Below are 26990 nucleotides of genomic sequence, written 5' to 3' on the forward strand. Positions count from 1 at the left end.
CGCAGGGACCTTGGAAGGATTCCGGCAGTTAGGTCATGGAAACCGGAGAGAGGATCGCCATGCGGCTGAAAGAAATCGCCAAGGCAGTAGTCGGGGCAACCACCGCGCCTGAGCCCCGCAAGGGCTCGGCAAGTCCGAAGCTGGACGAGGCTGCGTTCAGGAAGCGCTTTCTCAGCCAGTTTCAGGATCAGGGCTATGCAGCGGTCGGTCCTGAGCCGGACCGGATCGCTGCGGTCGCCTGGGACGCCTATCTGCATGAACGCAAGAGCCCGCATACCCGCAAGGCAGGCCCGGGTTATGCCGATCCTGACTATGACCTTTCCGTCGACTGGATCGTCGCCCGCGACGCGATTGCCGAAGCGCAGCGGCGCCATGACGATCCCGACGCTCCACCCCGCGTGCTGCTGATCAACGGCTCGTCCCGCTCGGAGCATACCTGCCCGGGCGAGCTCTCCAAATCGTGGCGGCTGGTCCAGTTGGCCCGCGAGGTGCTTGAGGAAGACGGTCTGTGCGACATCGACTTTCTCTACCTCAGCCGACTGGCGTCGGAGTATGGCCGCAACATCCATCCCTGCAAGGCGTGCTTTTCTACCGCGGCGGCGCTCTGCCACTGGCCCTGCTCCTGCTACCCCAACCACTCGCTCGGCCAGACGCAGGACTGGATGAACGAGATTTATCCGATGTGGACCGCAGCGCATGCGATCTTCATCGTGACACCCGTCAACTGGTACCAGACCTCGTCGCCGCTCAAGCTGATGATGGACCGCTTGGTCTGCGCCGACGGCGGAAATCCCGATCCCTCGCTGACGCACGGCAAGGATGCTGCACAGGCCAAGCGCGAGGAGCTGAAGGGCTGGCCCTATCCGCGCCATCTGGAGGGCCGGCTCTTTTCGGTGGTGGTGCATGGCGACGTCGAGGGCGCCGAGAATGTACGCCGCGCGATTTGCGACTGGCTCAGCTTCATGCACCTCCAGTCGGCAGGATCGCAGGGAGAGCTGGACCGCTATATCGGATATTGGGAGCCTTATGCCACGAGCCATGAGGCGCTCGACCGGGATACCGCAATGCAGGAAGAGGTGCGCAACGCGGCGCGCGTATTGCGCGAGGCGGTCCTGGCGAAGCGCGCGGGCCGCTTCATCGAACCGGGCAGTGACCTGAAAGATCCGAGACCCAAATAGGGAGGACGGCAGCGCATGAGGACGGGCAGCGCTGGCGCATCCTGTCGAGGACGGGCTTGCTCGCACTCCACGACGCCTCCGCCATCGGCTCGGAAGGATCGCAAGCGATGACTGCTCAACATCTCGTGAAATATTGACCCTCGAAAGGACTCGGTGCATTTTTGACAGTTCCGGAGCGTGGGGGCACGTCTTTGGAGGCTAGAATGTCGGCGCGAGGTATGATCGATAATCGGGCTTATTTCACCAGGCGCGCGCGAGAAGAGCGGGACAGGGCCGCCGTCTGCGAGGACAACGCAGTTGCTTTGGTGCATCTGAAACTTGCTGACGAATATGCCAGACGAGCGCAGGAACTTACCGAGACGTCGCAGCTGGCGCTGAGCTGACCCGGCGATGCGCTCGTCCAATGCGATCAAGACCACCGGCTATCTGGTCTCGACACTCAGCGTCGTACTGCTGGGCGTCGTATCGTGGGAAGCAGCGTCCGAGCAGCCGATCCTTATGATGTGCCTGATTGTCGGCATGCTCGCCTCGGCAGCCGGCATGCTCCTGCGCTGGATCTCCTACCAGGTGCAGCAGCATGAGGAGAAGCGATGAGCGAGCTGCTCGCGATCGTGCCGGACGATGTCGAAGCGGCGGCGCGCGACCTGTTGGAGAGTGCTTGCGCACAGGGACTGTCGATCGTCACCGCGGAGAGTTGCACCGGCGGGCTCGTTGCGTCGCTGCTTACCGATGTCGAGGGGGCAAGCCGGGCGTTCGAGCGCGGCTTCGTCGTTTATACCGATGAGGCCAAATGCGAATTGCTGGCCATTGACCGGCAGGTGGTGGAGCGATGCGGCGCAGTGAGCCGCGAGACGGCCATCGCGATGGCGGAGGGCGCATTGCTTCGATCTCACGGCGATGTCGCAATCGCGATAACGGGCTTCGCTGGGCCGGCAGGCCCGGGGGATGAACCCGGTCTGGTTCATTTCGCCTGCGCGCGCTCCAGCCGGCCGACGTGCCATCGCGAGGAGCATTTCGGAAATATCGGACGCGGACCGGTGCGCCTTCAGTGTCTCGCCGTGAGCGTCGAGATGTTGCGCAGCGCCATCGACAGTACCACCTAACCTCGCGCTCGCGCGACCTAGCCCGCGCCCACCGCCCGGACTATGTCCTGAGAGTGTCGACGCTGCACCGTCCAGTTCACAACCGATCCCCTCCCGATTCGCGCCGCGCTTGATTCGCTTGCCGTTCGCCCGCAAGGCACTCAGACAGAAAAGGCTTGGGATTAAGCATGGCTGCGACTGCCTTTGATGACCATGCCGGAAACCGGCGGTTCGAGCTGCTGGTCCAGTCGGTCACCGACTATGCGATCTATATGCTCGACCCAAACGGCCAGGTCGTCACCTGGAACGCAGGCGCCGAGCGGTTCAAGGGCTATTCCCCCGACGAGATTATCGGCGAGAATTTCTCCCGCTTCTTCACCGAGGCCGATCGGGACGCAGGGCTGCCGGAGCGCTCGCTCGAAACGGCGGCACAGGAAAACAGGTTCGAGGCGGAAGGCTGGAGGGTCAGGAAAGACGGCACCCGGTTCTGGGCGCACATCGTCATCGATCCGATCCGGTCTGACGACGGATCGCTTCTTGGGTTTGCCAAGATCACGAGGGACATCACTGAGAAGCGTCGCCTGGAACAGGCGAGCTTCGACAGCGATCTGCAGTTTCGGATGCTGGTACAAGGCGTCCGGGACTATGCCATCTATATGCTGGACCCAAGTGGCAGGATTACCAGCTGGAACTCCGGTGCCCGCGCCATCAAAGGCTATGAGGAAGCGGAAGTGCTGGGACAGCATTTTTCTCGCTTCTATACTGCCGAAGACCGTGCACGCGGCGCCCCGGATGCGGCCCTGGCAACGGCGCTGCTTGAAGGAAAGTTCGAAGCGGAAGCACAGCGGGTGCGCAAGGACGGTTCGCTGCTCTGGGCCCACGTCGTGATCGATCCGATCTACAACGACGTGGGCGACCATGTCGGCTTCGCGAAGATCACGCGCGACATCACTGAGAAAAAACGCGCCGAGGACGAGCTACGGCTGGCACAATCCGCGCTGCTGCAGTCGCAGAAACTGCAGGCGCTCGGCGAACTGGCGGGTGGAATAGCGCACGACTTCAACAATCTGATGACCGTCATGCAAGGGTCAGCCGACTTTCTCCTGCGGCAGACGGATCTGTCGGTCGAAAAACGCAATCGCTACCTGCATGTGATGTTGGAAACCGCGGAACGCGCGACCAGCCTCACGTCGCAATTGCTCGCGTTCGCCAGACGCCAGCCTCTCGAGCCCGAAGTTATCGACTTGAGCGTCCGCCTCGATGCGATGGGCGAGATGCTTCAGCGAACGCTCGGTAGCCAGTATGACCTGAAGCTCGACCTGTTCCCGGCACTATGGCGCGTCGAGCTTGACCCTACCGGCCTGGAGACAGCTCTGCTGAACGCCGTTCTGAACGCGCGGGACGCCATGCCGAATGGCGGGCAGATCACCCTGTCGACGAAAAACCTTTCGCTGCCCGAGGGCGACATGGTCAGCCTTTCGATCAGCGACACGGGCGAAGGTATCCCGCCTGAAAAGCTGGAGCGCGTCTTTGAACCGTTCTTCACGACCAAGCCGACAGGCAAGGGCACCGGGCTCGGCCTTTCGCAGATTCATGGGTTCGCCGCTCAGTCAGGAGGGTCGGTCAGCATCGCCTCGGAGGTAGGAACAGGCACGACGGTCGAGATGTTTTTGCCGTCTACCGCGAAGAAGCTCCTGGAAGAGAAGGTCGATCGCGCCGTGCTCTCGATCCCAAGCGGCCTGAAGGTCCTGCTGGTGGAGGATGCGGATCATGTCCGCTACTTCGCTCGCCAGATCCTCGAAGACCTGGGATGCACGGTGGTCGAGGCATCGAATGGCAACGAGGCTCTGGCGCTAATGAAGGAGCACCAGTTCGATATCGTGTTCTCCGATATCGTGATGCCCGGCATGGATGGCATGGAGCTCGCGCATCGCATCAAGCAGGTTCGAGGCGACCTGCCGGTACTCCTGGCGAGCGGCTACAGCAGCAAGCAGTTCATTCCCGCGGATAAGCGAGAATTCCCGATCTTGAGGAAGCCTTATAAACTTGAGACCCTCGCGGCTGGCATAAAGGACCTGTTAGCTCGGTCGCGCTGAGCGGGCCGATGCTAATACCGAGCAACATCGTCCGCACATGACATCTAGATCGCTTTCTGGGCTCTCGGCGGATCGAAGCCACCATTAGCGGTTATCATTTCTCGACGACGGGGTCAGGCACAAGCAATGCACCGACCAACCGTAAACTGAGCAGCCGCGCGGCGATATCATCCGCTTCTTCCCAGAAAGAAGTTCGAATATCATCCACGATGGCCTGCCACTTCCCCATCCTCCCGCGTTTGCCAGTCACGTCGCTCGGGATGTGGACAACCGCAGTTTCCCCTTGCTCCCCCGGTCGCGGCTCTGCGAATGAGGAGCCGACACAAAAAAGGGGGCACCATGCTGGAAAAGCTGACCACGGGCTTGCGGCGGAGCCTTGCCGGGCTGGTGCTGGTACTGGCGATCGTCTCGGGAGAGGCGCGAGCTGACGTTCGCATGATCTTTTGGTCGCACGATACCACCACCTATTTCCCGCACGCCTTCGTCACCCTGAAGGGTGTGGCCGATTCGAGTGGCGAGGTGGTCGACACGAGCTATGGCTTTACGGTCAATTCTACCACACCGATGGCGCTATTTGCGTCGGTGAAGGCTCATGTAGACATTACTCCCAAAAGCTACATCCGCGCTAGCGAAGCGCAATTCTCCGTTCGTCTCACGGATGCGCAATATGAGTCCGTCAAGGCGATGATAGCGGAATGGAACGGACCAAAGTCGCGCTGGAATCTCAATAACCGGAACTGCGTGCATTTCGTCGCCGAGGCAGCACGGCGGGCAGGCCTCGTGGTGGTCGAGGACAAAAAGCTGATGAAGAAACCGCGCAGTTTCACCCAGTCGCTCATTCCGCTCAATCTGGGTCGGGTCACGGTGATCAACATGAACGGCAGAGCGTATTGGGCCGCCCACCCCGAGGACGAAGTGTTCGGCGTGCCGGAGAAGATCGGCGACTCTGTGCTCGGCCGGAAGATCAAGGGCCTGCCCGAGGAAGGAGACCGATAGCGGGACACGTCCGCAAACGACCCCGCCTCTCTTGCTTTCCCGGCGCGCCGGGGTTATCTGCGCGGTCAATCCGAAATCGAGGATTGGACGGCGCCGGTTCCTTGGGACCGGGCAGCGGCTCCATGCCTCGATCTCGTGCGTTTTGAAAAGCGAGCTGAGCAGCGTGGCGAAGACGACACCGTTAGAGTTCATCAAGCAGGTGCAGGCAGAGACCAAGAAGGTCGTCTGGCCGACGCGGCGCGAAACGATCATGACCGGCGTGATGGTCATGATCATGACGACGCTGCTGGCGATCTTCTTCTTCGGGATCGACACGATCTTCGAGGCGATCGTCAAGCTGCTGCTAAGCCTCGCGAACTGATTTTTGGATAGAAACATGGCGCGCTGGTACATCATTCACGCTTATTCCGGGTTCGAGGGCAAGGTGCGCGACTCGATCATGGCGGAGGCGACCCGCATGGGCCTCGACGCGCTCGTCGAGCAGATCGAGGTCCCGACCGAGACCGTCACCGAAGCCCGTCGTGGCAAGAAGATCGCGGTCGAGCGCAAGTTCATGCCGGGCTATGTGCTCGCCAAGCTGAACATGAACGACGACGTGTATCACCTGGTGAAGAACACGCCGAAGGTGACAGGCTTCCTCGGATCGATGGGCAAGCCCCAGCCGATCAGCGAAGCCGAAGCGGCCCGGATGCTCAACTCGAAGGAGGAAGCAGCCGCCGCGCCGAAGCAGAAGATGAAGGTCGATTACGAGATCGGCGATTCGGTGAAGGTGCTCGACGGCCCGTTCGCGAGCTTCAACGGCATCGTCGAAGAGCTCGATTTCGATCGCAGCCGCGTCAAGGTGTCGGTGTCGATCTTCGGTCGCGCCACCCCGGTCGAGCTCGAGTTCGAACAGGTCGAGCGCGCGAAGTAAGAAGAAATTGTGCTCCTGCGAAGGCGGGAGCCCAGTCTGGGTCCCCGCCGTCGCGGGGACACTGTGAAGTGCGGGAGGCCGTCAAAAGCCGCTTGGACCGCTAAACTTGAAAGAGAGTGAGTCATGGCAAAAAAGATTACAGGTTACATCAAGCTGCAGGTGCCGGCCGGCAAGGCCAACCCCAGCCCGCCGATCGGCCCAGCCCTGGGTCAGCGCGGCGTGAACATCATGGAATTCTGCAAGGCGTTCAACGCGCAGACCGGTGACCAGGAAGTCGGCACGCCGCTTCCCACGGTCATCACCGTCTATGCGGATCGTTCCTTCTCGTTCGAGACGAAGACGCCGCCGGCGTCCTATCTCATCAAGAAGGCGGCTGGCCTGAAGTCAGGCTCAAAGGAGCCGGGCAAGCTGACCGCGGGCAAGATCAAGCGCTCCGTGCTGAGCCAGATCGCCGAGACGAAGATGAAGGACCTGAACGCCAACGATATCGACGCGGCAACCCGCATCATCGAAGGCTCCGCCCGCGCGATGGGCCTCGAAGTGGTGGAGGGCTGATACAATGGCAAAGCTGACCAAGAAGGCGAAGACCCTCGCCACCGCGATCGATCGCGAGAAGCTGCACGGCATTGACGAAGCGATCGCGCTGGCCCGTGCCAATGCGACCTCCAAGTTCGACGAGACGATCGAAGTCGCGCTGAACCTGGGCGTTGACCCGCGCCATGCCGACCAGATGGTCCGCGGCGTCGTCACCCTGCCCAAGGGCACCGGCAAGACTGTCCGCGTCGGCGTGTTCGCCAAGGGCGCCAAGGCTGACGAAGCCCGTGAGGCTGGCGCCGACGTCGTTGGTGCCGAGGATCTCATGGAGATCGTCCAGGGCGGCACGATCGATTTCGATCGCTGCATCGCGACCCCGGACATGATGGGTGTCGTCGGCCGCCTGGGCAAGATCCTGGGCCCGAAGGGCATGATGCCGAACCCGAAGCTGGGCACGGTCACGATGAACGTCGCTGAAGCCGTGAAGGCAGCCAAGGGCGGCCAGATCGAGTACCGCGTCGAGAAGGCCGGCATCATCCATTCCGGCATCGGCAAGGCGAGCTTCCCGGCCGAAGACCTGCGCGCCAATTTCGACGCACTGGTCGATGCGATCGTCAAGGCCAAGCCGTCGGGCGCCAAGGGCAAATATGTCCGCAAGGTCGCGATCAGCTCGACCATGGGCGCCGGCATCAAGGTCGACACTGCGGACGTCACCGCGGTCTGATCCGGGTCTGAGAACTGAAGCGAAGGGTCGGGGGAAACCCCGGCCCTTTTCTTATGCGGCCATCATGGCCGGCGTGGCGGTACGATCGCGCCCGGCTCGGCATCGCCGAACATCTGAACCCAGCCGCCGCGCGTATCCATATATTCCCGGACGGCCGCGATCCTGCCGTCGACCACATGGAAGACGAAGCAATAGTCGTTCACATAGGAACGGCCATTGGTGAGCGCCGCGGACATGCGGTGCTCGGCGATGACATGATCGCCCGCCACGTGAAGGCCTTTGAAGTCGTTGGCGATGTCGCTGACGAACAGCCGGCCGAAATCATGCGCGATGAAATCGACGATCGCATCGCGATCGAGGTTGTTCGATCCATCCGGCGGCCCGGCCTCGTCCGGATGGCCCAGCCCCAGTGCAACCTGAGTCGCGTTGCCCGGCGGCGCGACCCAGACGACGTCTTCGGTGAAGCACGCCGCGATCCGATCCGCATCGCGCGTCGCATAGGATTGATAAAAGGCCATGACGGCCTCGCGTGGGCCGATGGGTGACGTCGCCATGGTTCATCTCTCCTGAACGGGGTCAAGGCTGTCGAGGCTAGCGCCGGTGCGTCGAGCGGCATCCCGCTTCTTGCGTTCAACACCGGCACCGCATGATTGACGGCGAGCCCGGGAACGGGAATCCTGCGCTTCTTCGAGGAAGACGCAGGATGAACGACCGGCTCATGGCGGCAGCGGCGATGCCCCGTTCGGGTGTGCCGACCCGTGCCAGCACGCTTGTCTTCGCCGCCAAGGCCAGCCTGCTCCGCGCCCGTCGTACCGCCCAGGACGTCATGCCCGGCCTCGGGCCGACGCGTCACCGCCATGGTACCGCACTGATCGAGGCGCCAATCCTGGCGACCGTCCGCACGCCACTCTGGACCAATGCGGGCGGCGAAAAGGATCGCGCCCTCAATGCCGGCAAGATCCAGAATCTGCGTTGCGCGCTGCGTGGCCTGGACGGGATCGAAGTCGAAGCGGGACGAACCCTGAGCTTCTGGCGGCAGGTCGGCCGCCCGATCCGCCAGCGCGGTTACGTCGCCGGGCGAGAACTGCGTGAGGGCTGCATGATCGCGACGATCGGCGGCGGACTCTGCCAGCTGTCGAACGCGCTGTATGACGCGGGCCTGCAGGCCGGGCTCGAGATCGTCGAGCGTCATGCGCACACGCGCATCGTGCCCGGATCGCGCGCGGCGGCCGGGCGTGACGCCACGGTGTTCTGGAACTATCTCGACCTCCGATTGCGCGGCCGTCATCCGTTCCGGATCGAAGCCCGGCTGACTGCCGACCAACTCGAGTTGACCATCCGCGGCCAAGGCGCCGAGGTCGGACCAGCGATGCTCGCCTTTGTCCCCGGCATCGCGGCGCATGACTGTCTGAGCTGCGGCCAGATCGCCTGTCACCGGCACGATCCCGATGGAGAGGCGGCGTCGCTACCCACCGCCTGGCTGGTCGATGCGGCGACGCCCGAATTCACCGCCCTGTACACGGCGCGCGCGACTCCGGGCGACATGCTGCATCTTTCGACGCGCCGCTTCGGCAAGGCGGCACATGCCTGGCCTGGCCTCGGCCAGGAGCGAACCGCCGATATCACCGCTCTCTACCGTGCCGTTGCGCTCAGGGCGCGGGCGACCATGCCACTGGCGCGCGTGATGCTGGCCGCAGACGCGCGGTTCGCTGCCGCCCATGCCCGCCGCCTGTCACCGGACCACACCCATCTCGTCGTGGCTCAGTCGCTGCTCCCCCATCTCTGGCGGCTGGGCGCTCTGCAAGGCCGGAGCTTCGAGGTACTGATGGAGCGGCTTCCCCTGGAGGCGCTCCATCGCATTCTCGACGTGGCATTCACCCGTCACCCGGACAACTCCACGCTGGGCGATTTCCGGGCGCCGCCATCGATCGTCGCTGCAGAGCGCGAGGCGCTGGGTGCGGCAACCCGTCTCGTCACCGCGCATCATGCCGTCGCCGAGCTTTTCCCCGCTGGCCGGGTCGATCTGCTCGACTGGGCCCCTGCCCCGCCACTCGGAGCGATGCGCGGGGGCCGCAGCGTCCTGTTCGCCGGCCCTGGCCTCGCGCGCAAGGGCACTCATGCCATGCGGGAGGCCATGGCGGGTCTGGAGATCGAACTGCTCATCGAACGCAGCGCGGCAGAAGGCCCGGACTTCTGGCGCGGGCTGAACGTCAGGCACCTGGCGCCGGGCGAACGCCCGACGCTGGCAGCCGTGGTGCTCCCGGCCATTGTCGAGCATCGCCCGCACACGCTGCTTCGCGCGCTGGCAGCTGGCCTGCCAGTGATCGCGACCCGGGCCTGCGGTCTGCCGCCGCAACCAGGTCTGACCTTCGTCGCGCCCGACGATCCGCAGGCGCTGCGCGCCGCTCTGGTTGCGCTGCTCGCCTGACAAAGAGGGCCGGGAATGACCCCGGCCCTTTCCTTCTTTTGCCCAATAGTCGCTTACAGCGCGACCACGCCGCCGTCGTTCTTGGTAATCACCACCGTGGCCGAGCGTGGGCGGTTGCCCGGGGCCGGAGCGGCCTGGCTCGCCGGCCAGTTGCTGGTGATGTTGCCGGTGTTGCCGTTCTCGCCCGGGTGCTGGATGTTGACGAACAGCGTCTTGCCGTCCGGCGTCGAGTCGACGCCGGTGATTTCCGCTTCCAGCGGACCGACGAGGAAACGCCGCAGCAAGGTGCCCGGCGCCGCGCCGACGCGCGTGGCCTGGGCGATGCCGGCGCCGCCGGTCGGGGTATTGGTGATCGTCTTGACCCCGCCATCGTTGACGCTGCCCGGCATCGCCGCAAGCATCATGCAGTTGGTGACGTCGGTATAGGCGCTATCGTCGGTCTGGATCCAGAGCACCGGCTTGACCAGGCCCGAGGCGTTGGACGGGCGGCCGAACCACAGGCCGTCCGGACTGGAGAAATCATTGGTCGCATCCAGGCCCGACACGTTGATGTTGGTCGCGTCGAGATCCGATCCGGCGCCGAACAGATAGATGTCCCAGGAGAAGTTGAGCGCTTCCGAGGTGTCGCCCGTCTCGCGCAGGCGGATGATATGGCCGTTGCGATTGGAGACCGAGGTGCTCGGCGGATCGATATAGGCGCGCGGGTTGGCCGCGTCGGTGTTGGCCGGGGTGCGCGTCGAGTTGTTGGTCAGGGTCAGATAGACTTCGCCAGTCACCGGGTTGACCGCGGTCCACTCCGGACGATCCATTCTGGTCGCCCCGAGCGCGTCGGCGGCGAGACGGGCGTGAGTCAGCACGTCCGCCTGGTCGGCATAGGCATAGGTCGCGTTGCCCGATGTGAGCGGCCCGGTGCCGAAAATCAGCGGCAGCCACTCGCCGCTGCCCGAGGCGTTGAACTTGGCGACATAGAGCGTGCCATTGTCGAGATATTTGTCGCCGATGGCGAGGCGGTCCGCCGAGCTCGCATCGGCGGCCGACCATGCGGTCGCCGAGACGAACTTGTAGAGATATTCGTTCACCGCATCGTCGCCCATGTAGAAGGCGGGCTTGCGGCCGGGGACGAAGTTGGACGGCCAGCAGCCCTCATGGTTCATGCGGCCAAGCGCGGTGCGCTTCCGCGGCGCGGCGGTCTTGTCGTACGGGTCGATCTCGACGACCCAGCCGAACTGGTTGGCTTCGTTGCGGAAGTCGGAGAGTGCGTCGGCGCCGGTCGCCTGCGCGTCCCAGCGGCGGTAGATGGTGCTCGCCGGATCTGCCGGAACGACGGTCGCCCAGCCGAAATTGCCGGTCGCGCTGGTGACGGCATAGCGGGTGAGCGCAACCACTTCCTTCGGGGTGCGGCGGGGATTGTCGGCGGCGGTCGGGCGGCGGAAATAGCCGGCCCAATTCTCTTCGCAGGTCAGGTCGGTGCCCCAGGGCGTATAGCCGTTGGCGCAATTGTTGATCGTGCCGCGACCGGCGACGCCGGTCGGCGAGAAGACCGTGCGGAGCTGAGCGGCGCCGCGCACCGGGCCGTTGAACACGGTCGGCGTCAGCGGCGTGATGCGGCGATTGAGCGCGCCGGCCTGATTGTAGCTCCAGGCGGCACCGGCCTTCGACACTTCGACGATGCTGAGCCCGTGGCACTCCATTTCCTTGAGGGCTTCGGCTTCGGGCCGCGCGCCTGCCACGGTGGTGGCGCCGGCGACGTGGAGATAGGGCTGGTTGATGTTCTCATGGTTCATGACGAGCAGGCCGCGCGTGCTGCTGGTGTCCTCGCGGGCGTTGCCTGCGGCAGCGAGGCCGAACCAGTAGAGTGCGTCGCCATGGTCGCCCGCGCGATTGGCGAAATCGGTGTCGGTGCCGTCATTCTTGTAGGCCGCAGTGCCCGAGGCGATCGGATCGCCCAGGCGATACAGGATCGACACACTGTAGCCGTCGGGCACGCTGACCTTGTCGAGCCGGTTCTTGGCGACCGGGGTGAAGCCCAGGGTCGCCGGCGTCACGGTCACGGTGGTCTCGACCGACGAGGTCTGGCCCGTCGAGTCGACCGCGGCATAACGGAAGACGAGCGGCGTGCTGGCGCTCACGCTGGGCGCGACGAAGGTCGCAGCGCCGCTGCCCGCGTTGGTCAGCGTGACGGCAGGCCCCGAAACCTGGGTGAAGCTCTGCGACGCGATCCCGCCATTATCGGCGGCGATGCCGGTCAGGGTCACGACCCGGCCCGAGCTGGTCGTGCCCGACGAGCCCGCGGTCACCGTGGGGGCGGGGTCGGCCGCCGCATCCTTGTCGCTGCATGCCGCCAGCACGGCGCCGCCGAACACCGCGAACGCCGCCGCCGACACACCACCGCGCAGGGCGTCGCGCCGCGAATAGCGACGCTCGACCATGTCGTTCAGCGAAACGCCGCCGCTGCGATTGGTGTCGATGTCGCCGTCGTCATAGCCGAACGTGACGGTGGTCGAGTCAGTCATAAGGATACCCCCGGTGGATCGCGATCCGGTTCGGATTCGCTGTCCGGTTCCTCTTGTGCGGCCCACCTGACGGCGTGATGGATATTCCTTGACGATTCCGTGACAGATCGGCGTCCATTCAGGGACAGCGACAATGGTCCACGCATTTGTTGACTTCCGCGGAGATGTCGCTAAGGACCCGCGCTCGCTCGCCAGGTGTTCGCACCCGGCAAGCTACCGTCCGAGACAGTGGGTGGCCGGAATCCTCCGGCCTTAATTTCCCGCCTAGACGGGGAATGGAATTTTTCCGCTCGCGCGTCAGCGCGGCCGGTCTGCTGCCGCATTTGCGGTCAGTTCCCATGCCCCAATCGACGGACACCCCGGAAGCGCGGGTTTTCCGCGTCTCCGGTTCAACCGGCCCGGCGGCTTCGGCCAGCGGGTCAGACACGTGGAGAATGGCATGGATCGTGCTCAAAAGACCGAGCTCGTCGCCGAACTGAACCGCACCTTTTCCGAGGTCGGCGTGGTGGTCGTCACCCGCAATCTCGGCCTCACCGTCGCTCAGTCGACGGTGCTGCGCAACAAGATGCGTGACGCCGGCGCGACCTACAAGGTCTCGAAGAACAAGCTTGCCAAGATCGCGCTCGACGGCACCGACTATCTCTCGCTGGGCGACATGCTCACCGGGCCGGTAGGCCTTGCCACCTCGATCGATCCCGTCGCCGCAGCCAAGGTTGCGGTCGATTTCGCGAAGACGAACGACAAGTTCGAAATCGTGGGCGGATCGATGGGCGCGACCGTCCTCGACGTCGAAGGCGTGAAGGCGCTCGCAACGCTGCCCTCGCTGGATGAACTGCGTGCCAAGATAGTGGGCCTCCTGGTTGCACCCGCAACCAAGCTCGCGACCGTCACCCAGGCTCCTGCGGCGCAGCTCGCACGCGTGTTCGCGGCTTACGCCGACAAGGACAAGGAAGCTGCCTGAAAAGGCACCGATACTTTTTGAACTGAACCCAATGGGGCACCTGCCCCGATACGGAGAATGAACATGGCAGACCTGAACGCGCTGGTTGACCAGCTGAGCGAACTGACCGTCCTCGAAGCCGCTGAGCTTTCGAAGCTGCTCGAAGAGAAGTGGGGCGTTTCCGCCGCCGCTGCCGTTGCCGTTGCCGGCCCGGCCGCTGGTGGCGCCGGCGCCGCCCCGGCTGCTGAAGAGCAGACCGAGTTCGACGTGATCCTCACCGGCGACGGTGGCAAGAAGATCAACGTCATCAAGGAAGTCCGCGCGATCACCTCGCTCGGCCTGACCGAAGCCAAGACGCTGGTCGAGTCGGCTCCCAAGGCCGTCAAGGAAGGCGTTTCGAAGGACGAGGCCGCGAAGATCAAGGCCCAGCTCGAAGCCGCTGGCGCGACCGTCGAAGTCAAGTAATCTTTCGCTTCGGCGTAAGTCATTCCGGATCAATCCGGAATCAGAGACAAAAGAAGGGCGGCTCCGCAAGGGGCCGCCCTTTTTTTGATCCCAACACATGACGAAAACCTGCGCTTCTCAAGCACGTAATGCTGGGAAGGTACTGAAGAAGGTCGAATCCTTTCCAATAGCTTTTGCAGGCGGAATTGGGGTAAAGCGCTCCGTGACAGGCCGTTAAGCGCCGCTCGCGCCGTCGTTCTTCACGCCGGACCGGGCAGCGACGTCGCGCCGGCTAAGTCGCGCATGATGCGCATTTGGGGAGGGGTTCCATGACTCGTTTGATCAAGACGATCGGTCTCGCCGTAACGGCGATGCTGTTTGGCCTGTGCTTCGCCGCGCCGGCCAGCGCCCAGGCCACCCGTACCTGGATTTCAGGTGTCGGCGACGATGCCAATCCGTGCAGCCGCACTGCACCGTGCAAGACCTGGGCCGGCGCGATCTCCAAGACCGCCAGCGGCGGCGAGATCGATTGCCTCGATCCGGGCGGCTTCGGCTCGGTCACCATCACCAAGTCGATCACGCTCGATTGTGCCGAGGGCACTGACGGCGGGGCCGGCGGTATCCTGAACTCGGGCGTTCCCGGCGTCATCATCAACGACCCGAACGGCGGGACCGCGCCGACCATCAAGGTCGTTCTGCGCAACCTCACGATCAACGGCGCGGGCGTGACTGTCGGCACCTATGCCGTTCGCTTCCTGGGCGGCAAATCGCTCACGCTGCAAAATGTCAGCATCTCGAACCAGGGCACCGGATCGGTCCCGGCGATCAGCTTCGAACCGCAAGCAGGCAGCGTCGGCGCAACGCTCCATATGACGGATGTGGACATCATCAACGTCATCCACATTGGCGTGAGCGTGAAATCGGTCAACGGCGTCGCGGTTGCCGCATTCCTGAACAACGTCACGGTTTCGCAAGCCGCAATCGCCGTCAAGGTCGAAGCCGGCGGTGTCGCGACCATCGCCAACAGCAACCTGTCGAACAACGGCCGCGGCGTGTGGACCGCTTCGGGCGCAGCGACGGCGTCTCTGGACACTGTGACGATCGCCGGCAGCCTGGATGCGGGCGTATTTGCGACCAACGGAACGACAATCCGCCTGTCGAACGTCGGGCTTTACGACAACCTGTTCGGCATCAAGACGACCGGTGTCGCCACCGTCCAGTCGTTCGGCAACAATCGGCTCGGCCCGGATACGGCGAGCCCGGGCCTGCCGACCTCGACCGTTACCCTGAAGTAATCGCGGGGCCCGGCCGGAATGGTGTAGCAGATCCGGCCGGGCTCCCTTGATTGACTCGCCGTTCGGAATGGACGGCCCGACAGCGCGGCGCTAGCGCCGCACTGAAATGGTGTAGGGCAAGGTACTGACGCCCTCATGCATGCGCGGCGTGCCATCGAGCCTGAACGGCGCCAGCTTGGTCCCCTCGCCCCGATCAACCCCGACCACATAGGATGTCGCGGTCTGACCCGTGCCGCCGTCCCAATCGTACAGCAGGTTGATCGTCAGCACCGGCACGAACAGCTGGCGATCCTGCACCGCCATCACGCTGACCATCTCCTTCGGCATCATCGCCATGCCAGTCAGCTCGATCGAGCCGCGTGGCGGCAAATCGAAGGGTGCCGTGGTCGGCCGCTCGATCGGGCTGGAGAACAGCGTCCCGATCCAGCCATCCTGTTCGGTCCCGGCGCTCAGCAACCGCACATCGACCTGGATCGCCCGCGCGATCGCTTCGCCGATATTGCTGATGACAATGTCGTACTCGACCGCGGCGCTCAATAAATTGGTACCGGCGCGCTTCGCATAAAGTTCGATGTCGAGCCTGGCACGGACCGGCACCGTGACGGTTGCAGGCGGCGCGACCGGCGACGGCACCGCCTCAACCGGCGCCGGCTTCGGCACGGGGTCCTCCGCTTCCGCGTGAGCCTCATCTTCCGCGATCCGGGAGGCTTCTGGCGTGGCCGGCTCGGGCGCGACAGCTCCAAGATCGAATATCGCGTGTGCCCCTCGCTTTGGCGGCGTGCCGATATCGAGGGCGACCGGCGGAGGAGCAAAGGCGGCCGCCGCCACATCGCGAGCGCGTGGTGCGGTTGCGGGTGGCGAGTCCGGCCTGTCCGCGATCAGGTCGAAATGCGCGTGTTTCCCATTCTCGGACGCAGGCGCGTCATCGTCCTCGAATCGCTCCCGCCGCTGCAGGAGCCAGAAACCCAGCCCGCCGATAAGCAGGACGATCGCTCCCGCTCCACCCAGGAGCGGCCACGAAGGGCCATCCTCTCCTGCCGCGACAACGGGCGCTGGCGCCGCCGTCACGCTTGCGACCGGGGCAGGAGTCACTGCCGCGGCGGTCTCTGCCCCTTCGGGGAGGGGCGCCGCCGTGGTTGCCGGAAGCGGGGCTGATGTCGGTGTGGCGACCAGAGGGCGCTGCGCCGTCGGGAGGGGCACGGACTTCGGCGGAAGCCGACGAAGCGGAGTCCCGCTCGCCTGGGCCTGTGACGCCGTTACCGGCCGAGCCGGTGTCGGCGACGGCACGGGCGTCGGCAGAGTCCGGACGAAAGGCGGCGGCGTCGCCGGCTGAGTCACCGTCGAGCCGGGGCTCGGCGTCAGGCTGAACTTCTCCAGTCCCGGAATGAGGTGGGGCGTCGGCACCGGTGTCGGAGCGGGCGCGCTCTGCGCAAAGGCCGGCGCGATCACACCAGCCGACATCGTCAACGGAAGCGTCATGGCCCGAACATGGCGGGCGGCGAACTTGAACATTATCCCCACGTCACTGCCTTAGCCCGGCATTTCTGAACGCGATACGACAGCTTCTTCCCCTGCGGCAAATCGTTCAGCGAATGCGACCGGGCCTGCCCTCCGGATCGGAAGGCAGGCCCGGCATTCTCATCGATCGGGTGTCAGGCGTGTTCGGGAACCCCGTGCAACCTGGCCTCGACATCGTCGTGCATCGCACGCTCGCTCAGCTGGATCGGCGCCATTTCCGGGCCACCCTCTTCGCTCACGCCGATGGTGAACGAGGCGGAGGTGCGTCCTTCGCTACCGTCCGGCAGCGTGTAGCGTGCATCGGCAACGATGATCGGCAGGATCGAGCCATTGGTGCTCTCGATCAACTCGGCCTTGGACAGCGCCAAGGTCGCATCGACGCGGGTGCCCTCGCCTGGACGGATCGTCACCAGCGGCACGCCATCGTTGCCGCGCTCGATCAGCATACGCTCCATATCGCTGCCATTGGCCGGCTGCGACGCGAACATGAAGGTGGAGATACGGACGTGCTCGGCCGCGACCGAGCCCGAATTGCCGACGGTCAGCTCGATCTCGACCAGCGCCTCATCGACATTGGTGCCGGCCCGCACCGGGCGCAGCGACATTTCGAGCCATGGGCGATCGGCAACCGGCGCCTCGCCCTCTGTCAGCGAGGCGACTTCCCCTGCCTCGGGCTCGACCAGCGTCGCGTCCTCCGCCGCGACCGGCGCCGGTTCGTCGCTCAGGACGGCGGCTGCGGCCAGCGGCGCGGTGCGCAGGAACTGCGGCTCGGTGTCGGGCGCAAACGGCGCAGGCTCGCTATGGATCGGCGCGGCCTCGATTGCATGCTCCTCGACATACGGTTCTTCGTCATAGAATTCATCATCGTCGATCCGGCGGCGGCGCATGACGAGGAAACCGGCCACGGCGATCAGTGCGACCAGGCCCGCGACGAGCCACGGCCAGATCGGGGCGCCCTGAGTCGCGGTGGTGCTCTGCGTGACGGCCTCCTGCGCGGGCGCAGATGCCGGGGCGGCCGCTTCGACCGGCGCCGGCGTTACCGGTGCCGGCGTGGCTTCCGCCGGCGTCGAAACGGGCGCTGCCGCGACCGGTGCGGGAGCCGCGCGAACCGGCGCGGGCGCCGGGGCACGGACCACACGAGTCGAGCGGGTGACGGTCCGCGTGGTGCGGGCAGTCGCGGCCTGCGCCGGCGCTTCCGGTGCAGCGGTCACGGTCGGCGCGGCGGTGACGAGCGGCGGTGCGACCGTAGCGGCGGGCGGCGCTATCGTCGGGACCACCGGCGGCGGCGCCACCGTCTGCTGCACCGGCGGGGCCGGTGGCGTTACGGGTTGGACCTCTTGTGCATAGCCCGGAACGGCCAGCAAAAAGGTGGCGGGGACAAGCGCGGCGAACGCGCGGCGGGTTGCGGGTTTGTGTTTCATGACGCATAGTCAATGAAGGGAACCCGCAGTCGGACCCGCCACAATACCGAAATCGCGCCGAGCCGTTCCCGGCTGCCGACGAAGCGTTTTTTTGCGCGGCGTTTGACAGTTTCCAACACGGTCCCTATATCGCGCTCCTCACCACAGCTTTCGGGAAATGACGTGCCGTCGCGCAGCATGTCGATCGAATTGGAGGCTATGGGTTCATAAGACGCCAGGAGCTGCTGTTTTCGACATTTCGAAAACGAGCGGCTTTTTGCGTCTTCATGCGTGCCCGCCCGGTGGATTCCGGGCATGACATTCTGGCTGGTAGGGCAAAAAACTCCATGGCGACCAAAGCAATCGAGGGCGGCACGCTCAAGCGCCGCATCCGCAAGGTGTTCGGCAACATCCACGAAGTGGTGCAGATGCCGAACCTGATCGAGGTTCAGCGCGAATCCTACGAACAGTTCCTGCGGTCGGATCCCTCGATCGGCTATGTGTCGGGCCTGGAAAAGACCCTGCGGTCGGTCTTCCCGATCCGCGATTTCGCCGGCACCGCCGAACTCGACTTCGTGAACTACGAGCTCGAGCCCCCCAAGTTCGACACCGACGAGTGTCGCCAGCGCGGCATCACCTATGCGGCGCCGATGCGCGTTACCCTGCGCCTGATCGTGTTCGAGGTGGACGCCGATACCGAGGCCCGGTCGGTCCTCGATATCAAGGAGCAGGACGTGTACATGGGCGACATGCCGCTCATGACGCAGAACGGCACCTTCATCATCAACGGCACCGAGCGCGTGATCGTCAGCCAGATGCACCGCTCGCCGGGCGTCCTGTTCGATCATGACCGCGGCAAGACCCACGCCTCGGGCAAGTATCTGTTCGCCGCGCGCGTGATTCCGTATCGCGGCTCGTGGCTCGATTTCGAGTTCGACGCGAAGGACATCGTCAACGTCCGTATCGACCGCAAGCGCAAGCTGCCGGTCACGGCGCTGCTGTATGCGCTCGGCCTGAACTCCGAGGAAATCCTCAACTATTTCTACAACCGCGTGACCTTCGTTCGCGGCCAGGGCGGCTGGATCATCCCGTTCCAGGCCGAGAACTGGCGCGGCCAGAAGCCGATGTTCGACATCATCGATGCGAAGACCGGCGAAGTCGTGTTTGCCTCGGGCCAGAAGATTTCCCCGCGCGCTGCCAACAAGGCCGCCAAGGACGGTCTCGTCGACCTGCTGATCCCGACCGAAGAGATCTTCGGCCGCTATTCGGCCTATGACCTGATCAACGAAGCGACCGGCGAGATCTACATCGAAGCCGGCGACGAAGTGACCGCCGAGAATCTCGAACTGCTCGACAAGGCCGGCATCGACCGGATCGAGCTGCTCGACATCGACCATGTCGCCACCGGCCCGTGGATCCGCAACACGCTCAAGGCCGACAAGGCCGAAGAGCGCGAGCAGGCGCTGTCCGACATCTACCGCGTGATGCGCCCCGGCGAGCCGCCGACGCTCGAAACCGCTGAGTCGTTGTTCAGCGGCCTGTTCTTCGATCCGGACCGCTACGACCTGTCGGCCGTCGGCCGCGTGAAGCTCAACATGCGCCTCGACCTCGACGCCGAGGACACGGTCACCACGCTGCGTACCGAAGACATTCTCGCGGTCGTGAAGACGCTGGTCGACCTGAAGGACGGCAAGGGCGAGATCGACGACATCGACAATCTCGGCAACCGCCGCGTGCGTTCGGTCGGCGAGCTGCTCGAGAACCAGTACCGCGTCGGCCTGCTCCGCATGGAGCGCGCCGTGAAGGAGCGCATGTCCTCGGTCGACGTCTCGACCGTCATGCCGAACGACCTGATCAACGCGAAGCCCGCGGTCGCCGCGGTGCGCGAGTTCTTCGGCTCGTCGCAGCTGTCGCAGTTCATGGATCAGACCAACCCGCTCTCCGAAGTGACGCACAAGCGTCGCGTTTCGGCGCTTGGGCCGGGCGGTCTCACCCGTGAGCGCGCCGGTTTCGAAGTCCGCGACGTTCATCCGACGCATTATGGCCGCATCTGCCCGATCGAGACGCCGGAAGGCCCGAACATCGGCCTGATCAACTCGCTCGCCAGCTTCAGCCGCGTCAACAAGTACGGCTTCATCGAGACGCCGTACCGCAAGGTCGTGGACCACAAGGTCACCGACGACGTCGTCTATCTGTCGGCGATGGAAGAAGCCAAGCACACGATCGCGCAGGCCAACGCCGAGCTCGATTCGACCAAGGGCTTCGTCGAGGACCTGGTCTCGTCGCGTCAGGCAGGCGAATTCCTGATGGCGATCCCGGACAACATCACCCTGATGGACGTCTCGCCGAAGCAGCTCGTCTCGGTCGCCGCATCGCTCATTCCGTTCCTGGAAAACGATGACGCCAACCGCGCGCTGATGGGCTCGAATATGCAGCGCCAGGCCGTTCCGCTGGTTCGTGCCGAGGCACCGTTCGTCGGCACCGGCATGGAAGAGACCGTGGCGCGCGATTCGGGCGCGGCGATCTCGGCCAAGCGGTCGGGCATCGTCGACCAGGTCGACGCGGCGCGTATCGTGGTTCGCGCCACGGGCGAAGTCGAAGCCGGCCAGTCGGGCGTCGACATCTACACGCTGATGAAGTTCCAGCGCTCCAACCAGAACACCTGCATCAACCAGCGTCCGCTGGTGAAGGTGGGCGACGTGGTCAATGTAGGCGACGTGATCGCCGACGGCCCGTCGACCGAGTTCGGCGAGCTGGCGCTGGGCCGCAACGCGCTCGTCGCGTTCATGCCCTGGAACGGCTACAACTATGAGGATTCGATCCTCATCTCCGAGCGTATCGTGAAGGACGACGTCTTCACCTCGATCCATATCGAGGAATTCGAAGTCATGGCACGCGACACCAAGCTCGGGCCGGAAGACATCACGCGCGATATCCCGAACGTCGGCGAGGAAGCGCTCCGCAACCTCGACGAAGCGGGCATCGTCTATATCGGCGCCGAAGTGGAGCCGGGCGACATCCTGGCCGGCAAGATCACCCCCAAGGGTGAATCGCCGATGACGCCGGAGGAAAAGCTCCTCCGCGCCATCTTCGGTGAAAAGGCATCGGACGTGCGCGATACTTCGCTCCGCCTGCCGCCAGGCGTTGCCGGTACCGTCGTCGAAGTCCGGGTGTTCAACCGCCACGGCATCGACAAGGACGAGCGCGCGATGGCGATCGAGCGCGAGGAAATCGAGCGCCTGAAGAAGGACTCGGACGACGAACGCTCCATCGTGAACCGCGCGACCTGGTCGCGCCTTCGCGAGATGCTGCTCGGCCAGACCGCCACCGCCACGCCGAAGGGCCTGAAGAAGGGCGCCGAGATCGACGCCAACCTGCTCGACAGCGTCGATCGCCACGAGTGGTGGAAGTTCGCCGTCGCCGACGACAAGACCCAGAGCGATCTGGAAGCGGTCAAGGCGCAGTATGACGATGCAGTGAAGCTGATCACGGACAAGTTCCATGATCGTCGCGAGAAGCTGGAGCGTGGCGACGAGCTGCCCCCGGGCGTGCTCAAGATGGTCAAGGTGTTCGTCGCGGTGAAGCGCAAGCTGCAGCCGGGCGACAAGATGGCCGGCCGTCACGGCAACAAGGGCGTCATCAGCCGCATCCTGCCGGCGGAGGACATGCCGTTCCTCGCCGACGGTACGCCGGTCGATCTCGTGCTGAACCCGCTGGGCGTGCCGTCGCGCATGAACGTCGGTCAGATCTTCGAGACTCATCTCGGCTGGGCCGCGCGCGGCCTGGGCGGGCAGATCTCGCAGGCCCTGGAAGACTGGCGCGAGGCCAATCCGAACCCCACCGCAGGCGCCATGCCCGAAGTGGTCAAGGATCGCCTCAAGACCGTCTATGGCGAGCAATATCATGCCGAGATCGACGCCCGTTCGAGCGCCGAGATCATCGAACTGGCGCAGAATCTGCGCGGCGGCGTGCCGATGGCGACGCCGGTGTTCGACGGTGCCCGTGAGGCTGACGTTTCGGCGATGCTCACGCTCGCCGGGCTCGACACCTCGGGTCAGTCGGACCTGTTCGATGGCCGCACCGGTGATCAGTTCGATCGCAAGGTGACGGTGGGCTACATCTACATGCTGAAGCTGCACCATCTCGTGGACGACAAGATCCACGCGCGGTCGATCGGCCCGTACAGCCTCGTCACCCAGCAGCCGCTGGGCGGCAAGGCCCAGTTCGGCGGTCAGCGCTTCGGTGAGATGGAGGTCTGGGCACTCCAGGCGTATGGCGCTGCCTATACGCTGCAGGAAATGCTGACGGTGAAGTCCGACGACGTGGTCGGCCGCACCAAGGTCTATGAAGCGATCGTCAAGGGTGACGACACGTTCGAGGCCGGTATTCCGGAGAGCTTCAACGTGCTGGTCAAGGAAATGCGGTCGCTGGGTCTGAACGTCGAGCTGAAGAGCGTCGAGCAGTTCGACTCGGACGGCGTCGCGATCGCGGCGGCATGACGGATCGGGCGCTGCCGTCGGGCAGCGCCCCCTCCCCCGTCCGCACAGAATTTTTCCCTGGAGGGAATTGAGACATGAACGAACTGACCAACTTCGCCAATCCGGTGGCCAAGCCGGAAACCTTCGACCAGATCCAGATCGGGATCGCTTCGCCAGAGCGCATCCGGTCCTGGTCGTTCGGCGAGATCAAGAAGCCGGAAACCATCAACTATCGCACGTTCAAGCCCGAGCGTGACGGTCTGTTCTGCGCGCGCATCTTCGGCCCGATCAAGGATTACGAGTGCCTGTGCGGCAAGTACAAGCGCATGAAGTACAAGGGCATCGTCTGCGAGAAGTGCGGCGTCGAGGTCACCGTCTCGAAGGTCCGTCGCGAGCGCATGGGCCATATCGAGCTGGCCGCCCCGGTCGCGCACATCTGGTTCCTGAAGTCGCTGCCGTCGCGCATCGGCCTGCTGCTCGACATGCAGCTCAAGCAGCTCGAGCGCGTGCTGTACTTCGAGGCCTATATCGTGATCGAGCCGGGCCTCACCCCGCTCGAAAAGTATCAGCTCCTCACCGAGGACGAGCTGCTCGACGCGCAGGATGAATATGGCGAGGACGCGTTCTCGGCCGGCATCGGCGCCGAGGCAGTCCGCATCATGCTCGAGAGCCTGGATCTCGAGGGCGAGCGCAAGGACCTGCTGGAAGAGCTGGCCGTCACCAAGTCCGAGCTGAAGCCGAAGAAGATCATCAAGCGTCTGAAGGTCGTCGAGAGCTTCATCGATTCGGGCAACCGCCCGGAATGGATGATCCTCGAAGTCGTTCCGGTCATCCCGCCCGAGCTGCGCCCGCTGGTGCCGCTGGACGGCGGTCGCTTCGCGACGTCGGATCTGAACGATCTGTATCGCCGCGTGATCAACCGCAACAACCGCCTGAAGCGGCTGATGGAGCTGCGCGCGCCGGACATCATCGTCCGCAACGAAAAGCGCATGCTGCAGGAAGCCGTCGACGCCCTGTTCGACAACGGCCGCCGCGGCCGCACGATCACGGGTGCCAACAAGCGTCCGCTGAAGTCGCTGTCCGACATGCTCAAGGGCAAGCAGGGCCGCTTCCGTCAGAACCTGCTCGGCAAGCGCGTCGACTATTCGGGCCGTTCGGTCATCGTGACCGGTCCGGAGCTCAAGCTGCACCAGTGCGGCCTGCCGAAGAAGATGGCGCTCGAGCTGTTCAAGCCCTTCATCTACGCCCGTCTGGACGCCAAGGGTCTCTCCATGACCCTGAAGCAGGCCAAGAAGTGGGTCGAGAAGGAGCGCAAGGAAGTCTGGGACATTCTCGACGAAGTCATTCGCGAGCACCCGGTCATGCTCAACCGCGCGCCGACGCTTCACCGTCTCGGCATTCAGGCATTCGAGCCCGTGCTGATCGAGGGCAAGGCGATCCAGCTTCACCCGCTGGTCTGCTCGGCCTTCAACGCCGACTTCGACGGTGACCAGATGGCCGTGCACGTCCCGCTGAGCCTCGAGGCCCAGCTGGAAGCGCGCGTGCTGATGATGTCGACCAACAACATCCTGTCGCCCGCGAACGGCAAGCCGATCATCGTGCCGTCGCAGGACATGGTGCTCGGTCTCTATTATCTGTCGATGATGAAGGAGGACGAGCCCGGCCAGGGCATGATGATCTCCGACATGCAGGAGGTCCATCAGGCGATCGAGGCCGGCGCGGTGACGCTCCACACCAAGATCATCAGCCGCGTTCCGCAGACCGACGAAGCGGGCAACCAGTATCTCAAGCGCTACGAGACCACCCCGGGCCGCATGCTGCTCGGCGAGTGCCTCCCGAAGAGCTCGAAGGTGCCGTTCGACACCGTCAACCGCCTCCTCACCAAGAAGGACGTGGGCGACGTGATCGACGAGGTCTATCGCCACACCGGCCAAAAGGAGACCGTGCTGTTCGCCGACGCGATCATGGCATTGGGCTTCAAGCACGCGTTCAAGGCGGGCATCTCGTTCGGCAAGGACGACATGATCATTCCTGACGCCAAGGTTCCGCTGGTCGATGAGACCCGCGCCCTGGTGAAGGACTTCGAGCAGCAATATCAGGACGGCCTGATCACGCAGCAGGAGAAGTACAACAAGGTGATCGACGCCTGGAGCCGTTGCGGCGACCAGGTGGCGAACGCCATGATGGACGAGATCAAGTCGGTGAAAAAGCTGCCGAACGGCCGCGAAGCCCCGATCAACTCGATCTACATGATGGCCCACTCCGGCGCCCGCGGTTCGCAGGCGCAGATCAAGCAGCTTGCCGGTATGCGCGGCCTCATGGCCAAGCCGTCGGGCGAGATCATCGAAACGCCGATTATCTCGAACTTCAAGGAAGGCCTGACCGTCCTTGAGTATTTCAACTCCACCCACGGCGCCCGCAAGGGTCTCGCGGACACGGCGTTGAAGACCGCGAACTCGGGTTACCTGACCCGCCGTCTGGTCGATGTGTCGCAGGATTGCGTCATCATCGAGAATGATTGCGGCACCGAGCGTGCGCTGGAAATGCGTGCGATCGTCCAGGGCGGTTCGACCATCGCGTCGCTCGGCGAGCGTATCCTCGGTCGCACGACCGCGGAGGACATCGTCGACACCAAGACCGGTGAGGTCATCATCCCGTCGGGCACTCTGCTCGACGAGCCGATGATCGTGCAGATCGAGGCGATCGGCACTCAGTCCTGCAAGATCCGCAGCCCGCTGGTCTGCGAGACCAAGATCGGCGTTTGCGGCAAGTGCTACGGGCGCGATCTCGCCCGGGGTACGCCGGTGAACATCGGCGAGGCAGTCGGCGTCATCGCCGCTCAGTCGATCGGTGAGCCGGGCACCCAGCTGACGATGCGGACCTTCCACATCGGCGGCGCGGCGCAGCTCAACGAGCAGTCGAACCTCGAGGCAGTTGCCGACGGGACGATGGAATATCGCGACCTTCGCATCATCCTGGACCAGCGCGGCCGTCGCGTCGTGCTGAGCCGCTCGGGCGAAGTCGCGATCGTCGACATGGACGGGCGCGAGCGGGCGGTGCATCGCATCCCCTACGGTGCCTATGTCCTGTTCGACGACGGCCATATCGTCACCAAGGGCGACCGCATGGCGGAATGGGATCCGTTCACCATGCCGGTGATCACCGAGAACCCCGGTATCGTGAAATATGTCGATCTGATCGAGGGCAAGACGCTCACCGAGCAGGCCGACGAAGCGACCGGTATCTCTCAGCGCGTCGTCACCGAATATCGTGCCGCGACCAAGTCGAAGGAGGATCTGCGTCCGCGCCTGACCCTGCTCGACGAAGGTTCGGGCGAGGCCGGCCGTTACATGCTCGCACCGGGCGCCACGCTCTCGGTCGAGGACGGTGCGCAGGTCCAGGGCGGCGACGTTCTGGCGCGTGTCTCCCGCGAAGCCGCGAAGACGCGTGACATCACCGGCGGTCTGCCCCGCGTTGCGGAGCTGTTCGAAGCACGCAAGCCCAAGGAAAACGCGATCATCGCGAAGGTCTCGGGCCGCGTCGTGTTCGGCAAGGACTACAAGGCCAAGCGCAAGATCGGCATCCAGCCCGAGGACGGCAGCGAGGTCGTGGAGTATCTGGTGCCGAAGTCGAAGGTGATCGACGTCCAGGAAGGCGACTACGTCAAGCGTGGCGACAATTTGATCGGCGGCTCGCCCGATCCGCACGACATTCTCGAGGTGCTCGGCATCGAGCCGCTCGCTGAATATCTCGTGTCGGAAATCCAGGAGGTCTATCGTCTCCAGGGCGTGAAGATCAACGACAAGCACATCGAGGTGATCGTTCGCCAGATGCTGCAGAAGGTCGAGATCACTGACGGCGGCGACACCACGCTGCTCGCCGGCGAGCAGGTCGATCGCGACGAGATGGACGACATCAACTCGAAGATCGACAAGAAGCAGACCCCGGCACAGGGCAAGCCCGTCCTGCTCGGCATCACCAAGGCGTCGCTGCAGACCCGCAGCTTCATCTCGGCGGCGTCGTTCCAGGAGACCACGCGCGTCCTCACCGAGGCGGCAGTCCAGGGCAAGCAGGACACGCTGATCGGCCTCAAGGAGAACGTCATCGTCGGCCGGCTCATCCCGGCGGGTACCGGCGCGGGCATGAACCGCCTGCGCGTGGCGGCCTCCAGCCGTGACGCAGCTCTTCGCGTCCAGCAGCGTCGCCTGCAGGAAGTGCTCATCGCCCCTAATTCGGCGGCGGAAGAGCGTGCGGCCGAGAAGCTGCGCGACGTTGCTGACGATACGGGCAGCGATGCCCTGGCGTCCGTCACGACCTCGGGCACCGGCACCGACGCGGATGCCGGCGAGTATCTGAACAAGTAATCCACTGGTTCAGTGCTCACATGAATCACCGCCGTCCGGGCCACCCGGGCGGCGGTTTTTCTTTATGCGTTGAGGTCGCGCTAGCGC

At 64.4% G+C, this 26990-nt stretch carries 21 protein-coding genes; 15 read left to right on the forward strand and 6 right to left on the reverse strand.

Translation table 11 applies throughout. The annotated features are described in order from the left end of the window. The first annotated feature begins 59 nt into the window (after positions 1-59). From ACZ1I5_RS13025 to ACZ1I5_RS13040, 4 genes are all read left to right on the forward strand, one after another. Positions 60-1178, forward strand: a complete 1119-nt coding sequence (locus tag ACZ1I5_RS13025; protein ID WP_465169674.1) for a flavodoxin family protein — start codon at positions 60-62, stop codon at positions 1176-1178. A gap of 390 nt (positions 1179-1568) precedes the next feature. After that, on the forward strand, positions 1569-1772 hold the full coding sequence (locus ACZ1I5_RS13030; RefSeq protein WP_465169675.1) for a hypothetical protein: 204 nt from the start codon (positions 1569-1571) through the stop codon (positions 1770-1772). Continuing rightward, positions 1769-2281, forward strand: a complete 513-nt coding sequence (locus ACZ1I5_RS13035) for a CinA family protein (protein ID WP_465169676.1) — start codon at positions 1769-1771, stop codon at positions 2279-2281. Before ACZ1I5_RS13030 ends, ACZ1I5_RS13035 begins: the two co-directional genes overlap by 4 nt. Positions 2282-2448: 167 nt before the next feature. Further along, positions 2449-4356, forward strand: a complete 1908-nt coding sequence (locus ACZ1I5_RS13040; protein WP_465169677.1) for a hybrid sensor histidine kinase/response regulator — start codon at positions 2449-2451, stop codon at positions 4354-4356. A gap of 94 nt (positions 4357-4450) precedes the next feature. Here the strand turns inward: ACZ1I5_RS13040 and ACZ1I5_RS13045 are convergent, their stop codons facing one another. After that, positions 4451-4585: a hypothetical protein gene (locus ACZ1I5_RS13045; protein WP_465169678.1), complete on the reverse strand. Its 135-nt coding sequence runs from the start codon at positions 4583-4585 to the stop codon at positions 4451-4453. Positions 4586-4695: 110 nt separating this feature from the next. Here ACZ1I5_RS13045 and ACZ1I5_RS13050 point away from each other — a divergent pair, with 110 nt between their 5' ends. From ACZ1I5_RS13050 to rplA, 5 genes are all read left to right on the forward strand, one after another. Further along, positions 4696-5352, forward strand: coding sequence for a hypothetical protein (locus tag ACZ1I5_RS13050; RefSeq protein WP_465169679.1), 657 nt, complete (start codon positions 4696-4698; stop codon positions 5350-5352). A gap of 163 nt (positions 5353-5515) precedes the next feature. Beyond that, positions 5516-5713 carry a preprotein translocase subunit SecE gene (secE, locus tag ACZ1I5_RS13055; protein WP_465169680.1) on the forward strand — a complete coding sequence of 66 codons (198 nt, stop codon included), beginning with the start codon at positions 5516-5518 and terminating at the stop codon, positions 5711-5713. 15 nt (positions 5714-5728) lie between these two features. After that, positions 5729-6265 carry a transcription termination/antitermination protein NusG gene (gene nusG / locus ACZ1I5_RS13060; protein ID WP_332714654.1) on the forward strand — a complete coding sequence of 179 codons (537 nt, stop codon included), beginning with the start codon at positions 5729-5731 and terminating at the stop codon, positions 6263-6265. A 123-nt stretch (positions 6266-6388) separates the two neighbouring features. Further along, positions 6389-6820, forward strand: coding sequence for a 50S ribosomal protein L11 (rplK, locus tag ACZ1I5_RS13065; RefSeq protein WP_332714652.1), 432 nt, complete (start codon positions 6389-6391; stop codon positions 6818-6820). Between the two features lie 4 nt (positions 6821-6824). Continuing rightward, on the forward strand, positions 6825-7523 hold the full coding sequence (gene rplA / locus ACZ1I5_RS13070; RefSeq protein WP_465169681.1) for a 50S ribosomal protein L1: 699 nt from the start codon (positions 6825-6827) through the stop codon (positions 7521-7523). Between the two features lie 62 nt (positions 7524-7585). On the opposite strand, the gene ACZ1I5_RS13075 is transcribed toward rplA, so the two are convergent. Next, positions 7586-8077: a nuclear transport factor 2 family protein gene (locus ACZ1I5_RS13075; RefSeq protein ID WP_465169682.1), complete on the reverse strand. Its 492-nt coding sequence runs from the start codon at positions 8075-8077 to the stop codon at positions 7586-7588. Positions 8078-8226: 149 nt separating this feature from the next. Between ACZ1I5_RS13075 and ACZ1I5_RS13080 the strand changes: the two genes are divergently transcribed. Then, positions 8227-9951: a VanW family protein gene (locus ACZ1I5_RS13080; RefSeq protein ID WP_465169683.1), complete on the forward strand. Its 1725-nt coding sequence runs from the start codon at positions 8227-8229 to the stop codon at positions 9949-9951. Positions 9952-10004: 53 nt separating this feature from the next. Here ACZ1I5_RS13080 and ACZ1I5_RS13085 read toward each other — a convergent pair whose 3' ends face one another. Further along, positions 10005-12464, reverse strand: coding sequence for a PhoX family protein (locus ACZ1I5_RS13085; RefSeq protein ID WP_465169684.1), 2460 nt, complete (start codon positions 12462-12464; stop codon positions 10005-10007). 439 nt (positions 12465-12903) lie between these two features. On the opposite strand from ACZ1I5_RS13085, the gene rplJ reads away from it, so the two are divergent. From rplJ to ACZ1I5_RS13100, 3 genes are all read left to right on the forward strand, one after another. Then, positions 12904-13425, forward strand: a complete 522-nt coding sequence (gene rplJ, locus ACZ1I5_RS13090) for a 50S ribosomal protein L10 (RefSeq protein ID WP_465169685.1) — start codon at positions 12904-12906, stop codon at positions 13423-13425. A gap of 63 nt (positions 13426-13488) precedes the next feature. Further along, positions 13489-13869 carry a 50S ribosomal protein L7/L12 gene (gene rplL / locus ACZ1I5_RS13095; RefSeq protein WP_465169686.1) on the forward strand — a complete coding sequence of 127 codons (381 nt, stop codon included), beginning with the start codon at positions 13489-13491 and terminating at the stop codon, positions 13867-13869. Between the two features lie 308 nt (positions 13870-14177). Further along, positions 14178-15143, forward strand: coding sequence for a hypothetical protein (locus tag ACZ1I5_RS13100; protein ID WP_465169687.1), 966 nt, complete (start codon positions 14178-14180; stop codon positions 15141-15143). A 90-nt stretch (positions 15144-15233) separates the two neighbouring features. Here the strand turns inward: ACZ1I5_RS13100 and ACZ1I5_RS13105 are convergent, their stop codons facing one another. The 3 genes from ACZ1I5_RS13105 to ACZ1I5_RS13115 form a co-directional block, all read right to left on the reverse strand. Then, complete coding sequence (locus tag ACZ1I5_RS13105; RefSeq protein WP_465169688.1) at positions 15234-15803, reverse strand: hypothetical protein; 570 nt, start codon at positions 15801-15803, stop codon at positions 15234-15236. A 992-nt stretch (positions 15804-16795) separates the two neighbouring features. After that, positions 16796-18082, reverse strand: coding sequence for a hypothetical protein (locus ACZ1I5_RS13110; RefSeq protein WP_465169689.1), 1287 nt, complete (start codon positions 18080-18082; stop codon positions 16796-16798). After that, positions 18079-18378 carry a hypothetical protein gene (locus ACZ1I5_RS13115; protein WP_465169690.1) on the reverse strand — a complete coding sequence of 100 codons (300 nt, stop codon included), beginning with the start codon at positions 18376-18378 and terminating at the stop codon, positions 18079-18081. The genes ACZ1I5_RS13110 and ACZ1I5_RS13115 overlap by 4 nt, the downstream gene beginning before the upstream one ends. A gap of 30 nt (positions 18379-18408) precedes the next feature. Here ACZ1I5_RS13115 and rpoB point away from each other — a divergent pair, with 30 nt between their 5' ends. Both rpoB and rpoC read left to right on the forward strand, forming a co-directional pair. Continuing rightward, on the forward strand, positions 18409-22560 hold the full coding sequence (gene rpoB / locus ACZ1I5_RS13120; RefSeq protein WP_465169691.1) for a DNA-directed RNA polymerase subunit beta: 4152 nt from the start codon (positions 18409-18411) through the stop codon (positions 22558-22560). A 74-nt stretch (positions 22561-22634) separates the two neighbouring features. After that, complete coding sequence (gene rpoC / locus ACZ1I5_RS13125; RefSeq protein WP_465169692.1) at positions 22635-26903, forward strand: DNA-directed RNA polymerase subunit beta'; 4269 nt, start codon at positions 22635-22637, stop codon at positions 26901-26903. The last annotated feature ends 87 nt before the right edge of the window (positions 26904-26990 follow it).

The organism is Sphingomonas sp. BL-S-30 (assembly GCF_055521475.1).

Coding starts and splice junctions, on each gene's coding strand:
- ACZ1I5_RS13030 (WP_465169675.1), top strand. CDS start 1,569: ATGCGCTCGTCCAATGCGATCAAGACCACCGGCTATCTGGTCTCGACA.
- ACZ1I5_RS13075 (WP_465169682.1), bottom strand. CDS start 8,077: ATGGCGACGTCACCCATCGGCCCACGCGAGGCCGTCATGGCCTTTTAT.
- rplK (WP_332714652.1), top strand. CDS start 6,389: ATGGCAAAAAAGATTACAGGTTACATCAAGCTGCAGGTGCCGGCCGGC.
- nusG (WP_332714654.1), top strand. CDS start 5,729: ATGGCGCGCTGGTACATCATTCACGCTTATTCCGGGTTCGAGGGCAAG.
- ACZ1I5_RS13085 (WP_465169684.1), bottom strand. CDS start 12,464: ATGACTGACTCGACCACCGTCACGTTCGGCTATGACGACGGCGACATC.
- rplA (WP_465169681.1), top strand. CDS start 6,825: ATGGCAAAGCTGACCAAGAAGGCGAAGACCCTCGCCACCGCGATCGAT.
- rpoB (WP_465169691.1), top strand. CDS start 18,409: ATGGCGACCAAAGCAATCGAGGGCGGCACGCTCAAGCGCCGCATCCGC.
- ACZ1I5_RS13035 (WP_465169676.1), top strand. CDS start 1,769: ATGAGCGAGCTGCTCGCGATCGTGCCGGACGATGTCGAAGCGGCGGCG.
- rpoC (WP_465169692.1), top strand. CDS start 22,635: ATGAACGAACTGACCAACTTCGCCAATCCGGTGGCCAAGCCGGAAACC.
- rplJ (WP_465169685.1), top strand. CDS start 12,904: ATGGATCGTGCTCAAAAGACCGAGCTCGTCGCCGAACTGAACCGCACC.
- ACZ1I5_RS13080 (WP_465169683.1), top strand. CDS start 8,227: ATGAACGACCGGCTCATGGCGGCAGCGGCGATGCCCCGTTCGGGTGTG.
- rplL (WP_465169686.1), top strand. CDS start 13,489: ATGGCAGACCTGAACGCGCTGGTTGACCAGCTGAGCGAACTGACCGTC.
- ACZ1I5_RS13050 (WP_465169679.1), top strand. CDS start 4,696: ATGCTGGAAAAGCTGACCACGGGCTTGCGGCGGAGCCTTGCCGGGCTG.
- ACZ1I5_RS13045 (WP_465169678.1), bottom strand. CDS start 4,585: ATGGGGAAGTGGCAGGCCATCGTGGATGATATTCGAACTTCTTTCTGG.
- ACZ1I5_RS13110 (WP_465169689.1), bottom strand. CDS start 18,082: ATGAAACACAAACCCGCAACCCGCCGCGCGTTCGCCGCGCTTGTCCCC.
- ACZ1I5_RS13100 (WP_465169687.1), top strand. CDS start 14,178: ATGACTCGTTTGATCAAGACGATCGGTCTCGCCGTAACGGCGATGCTG.
- ACZ1I5_RS13025 (WP_465169674.1), top strand. CDS start 60: ATGCGGCTGAAAGAAATCGCCAAGGCAGTAGTCGGGGCAACCACCGCG.
- ACZ1I5_RS13115 (WP_465169690.1), bottom strand. CDS start 18,378: ATGCCCGGAATCCACCGGGCGGGCACGCATGAAGACGCAAAAAGCCGC.
- ACZ1I5_RS13040 (WP_465169677.1), top strand. CDS start 2,449: ATGGCTGCGACTGCCTTTGATGACCATGCCGGAAACCGGCGGTTCGAG.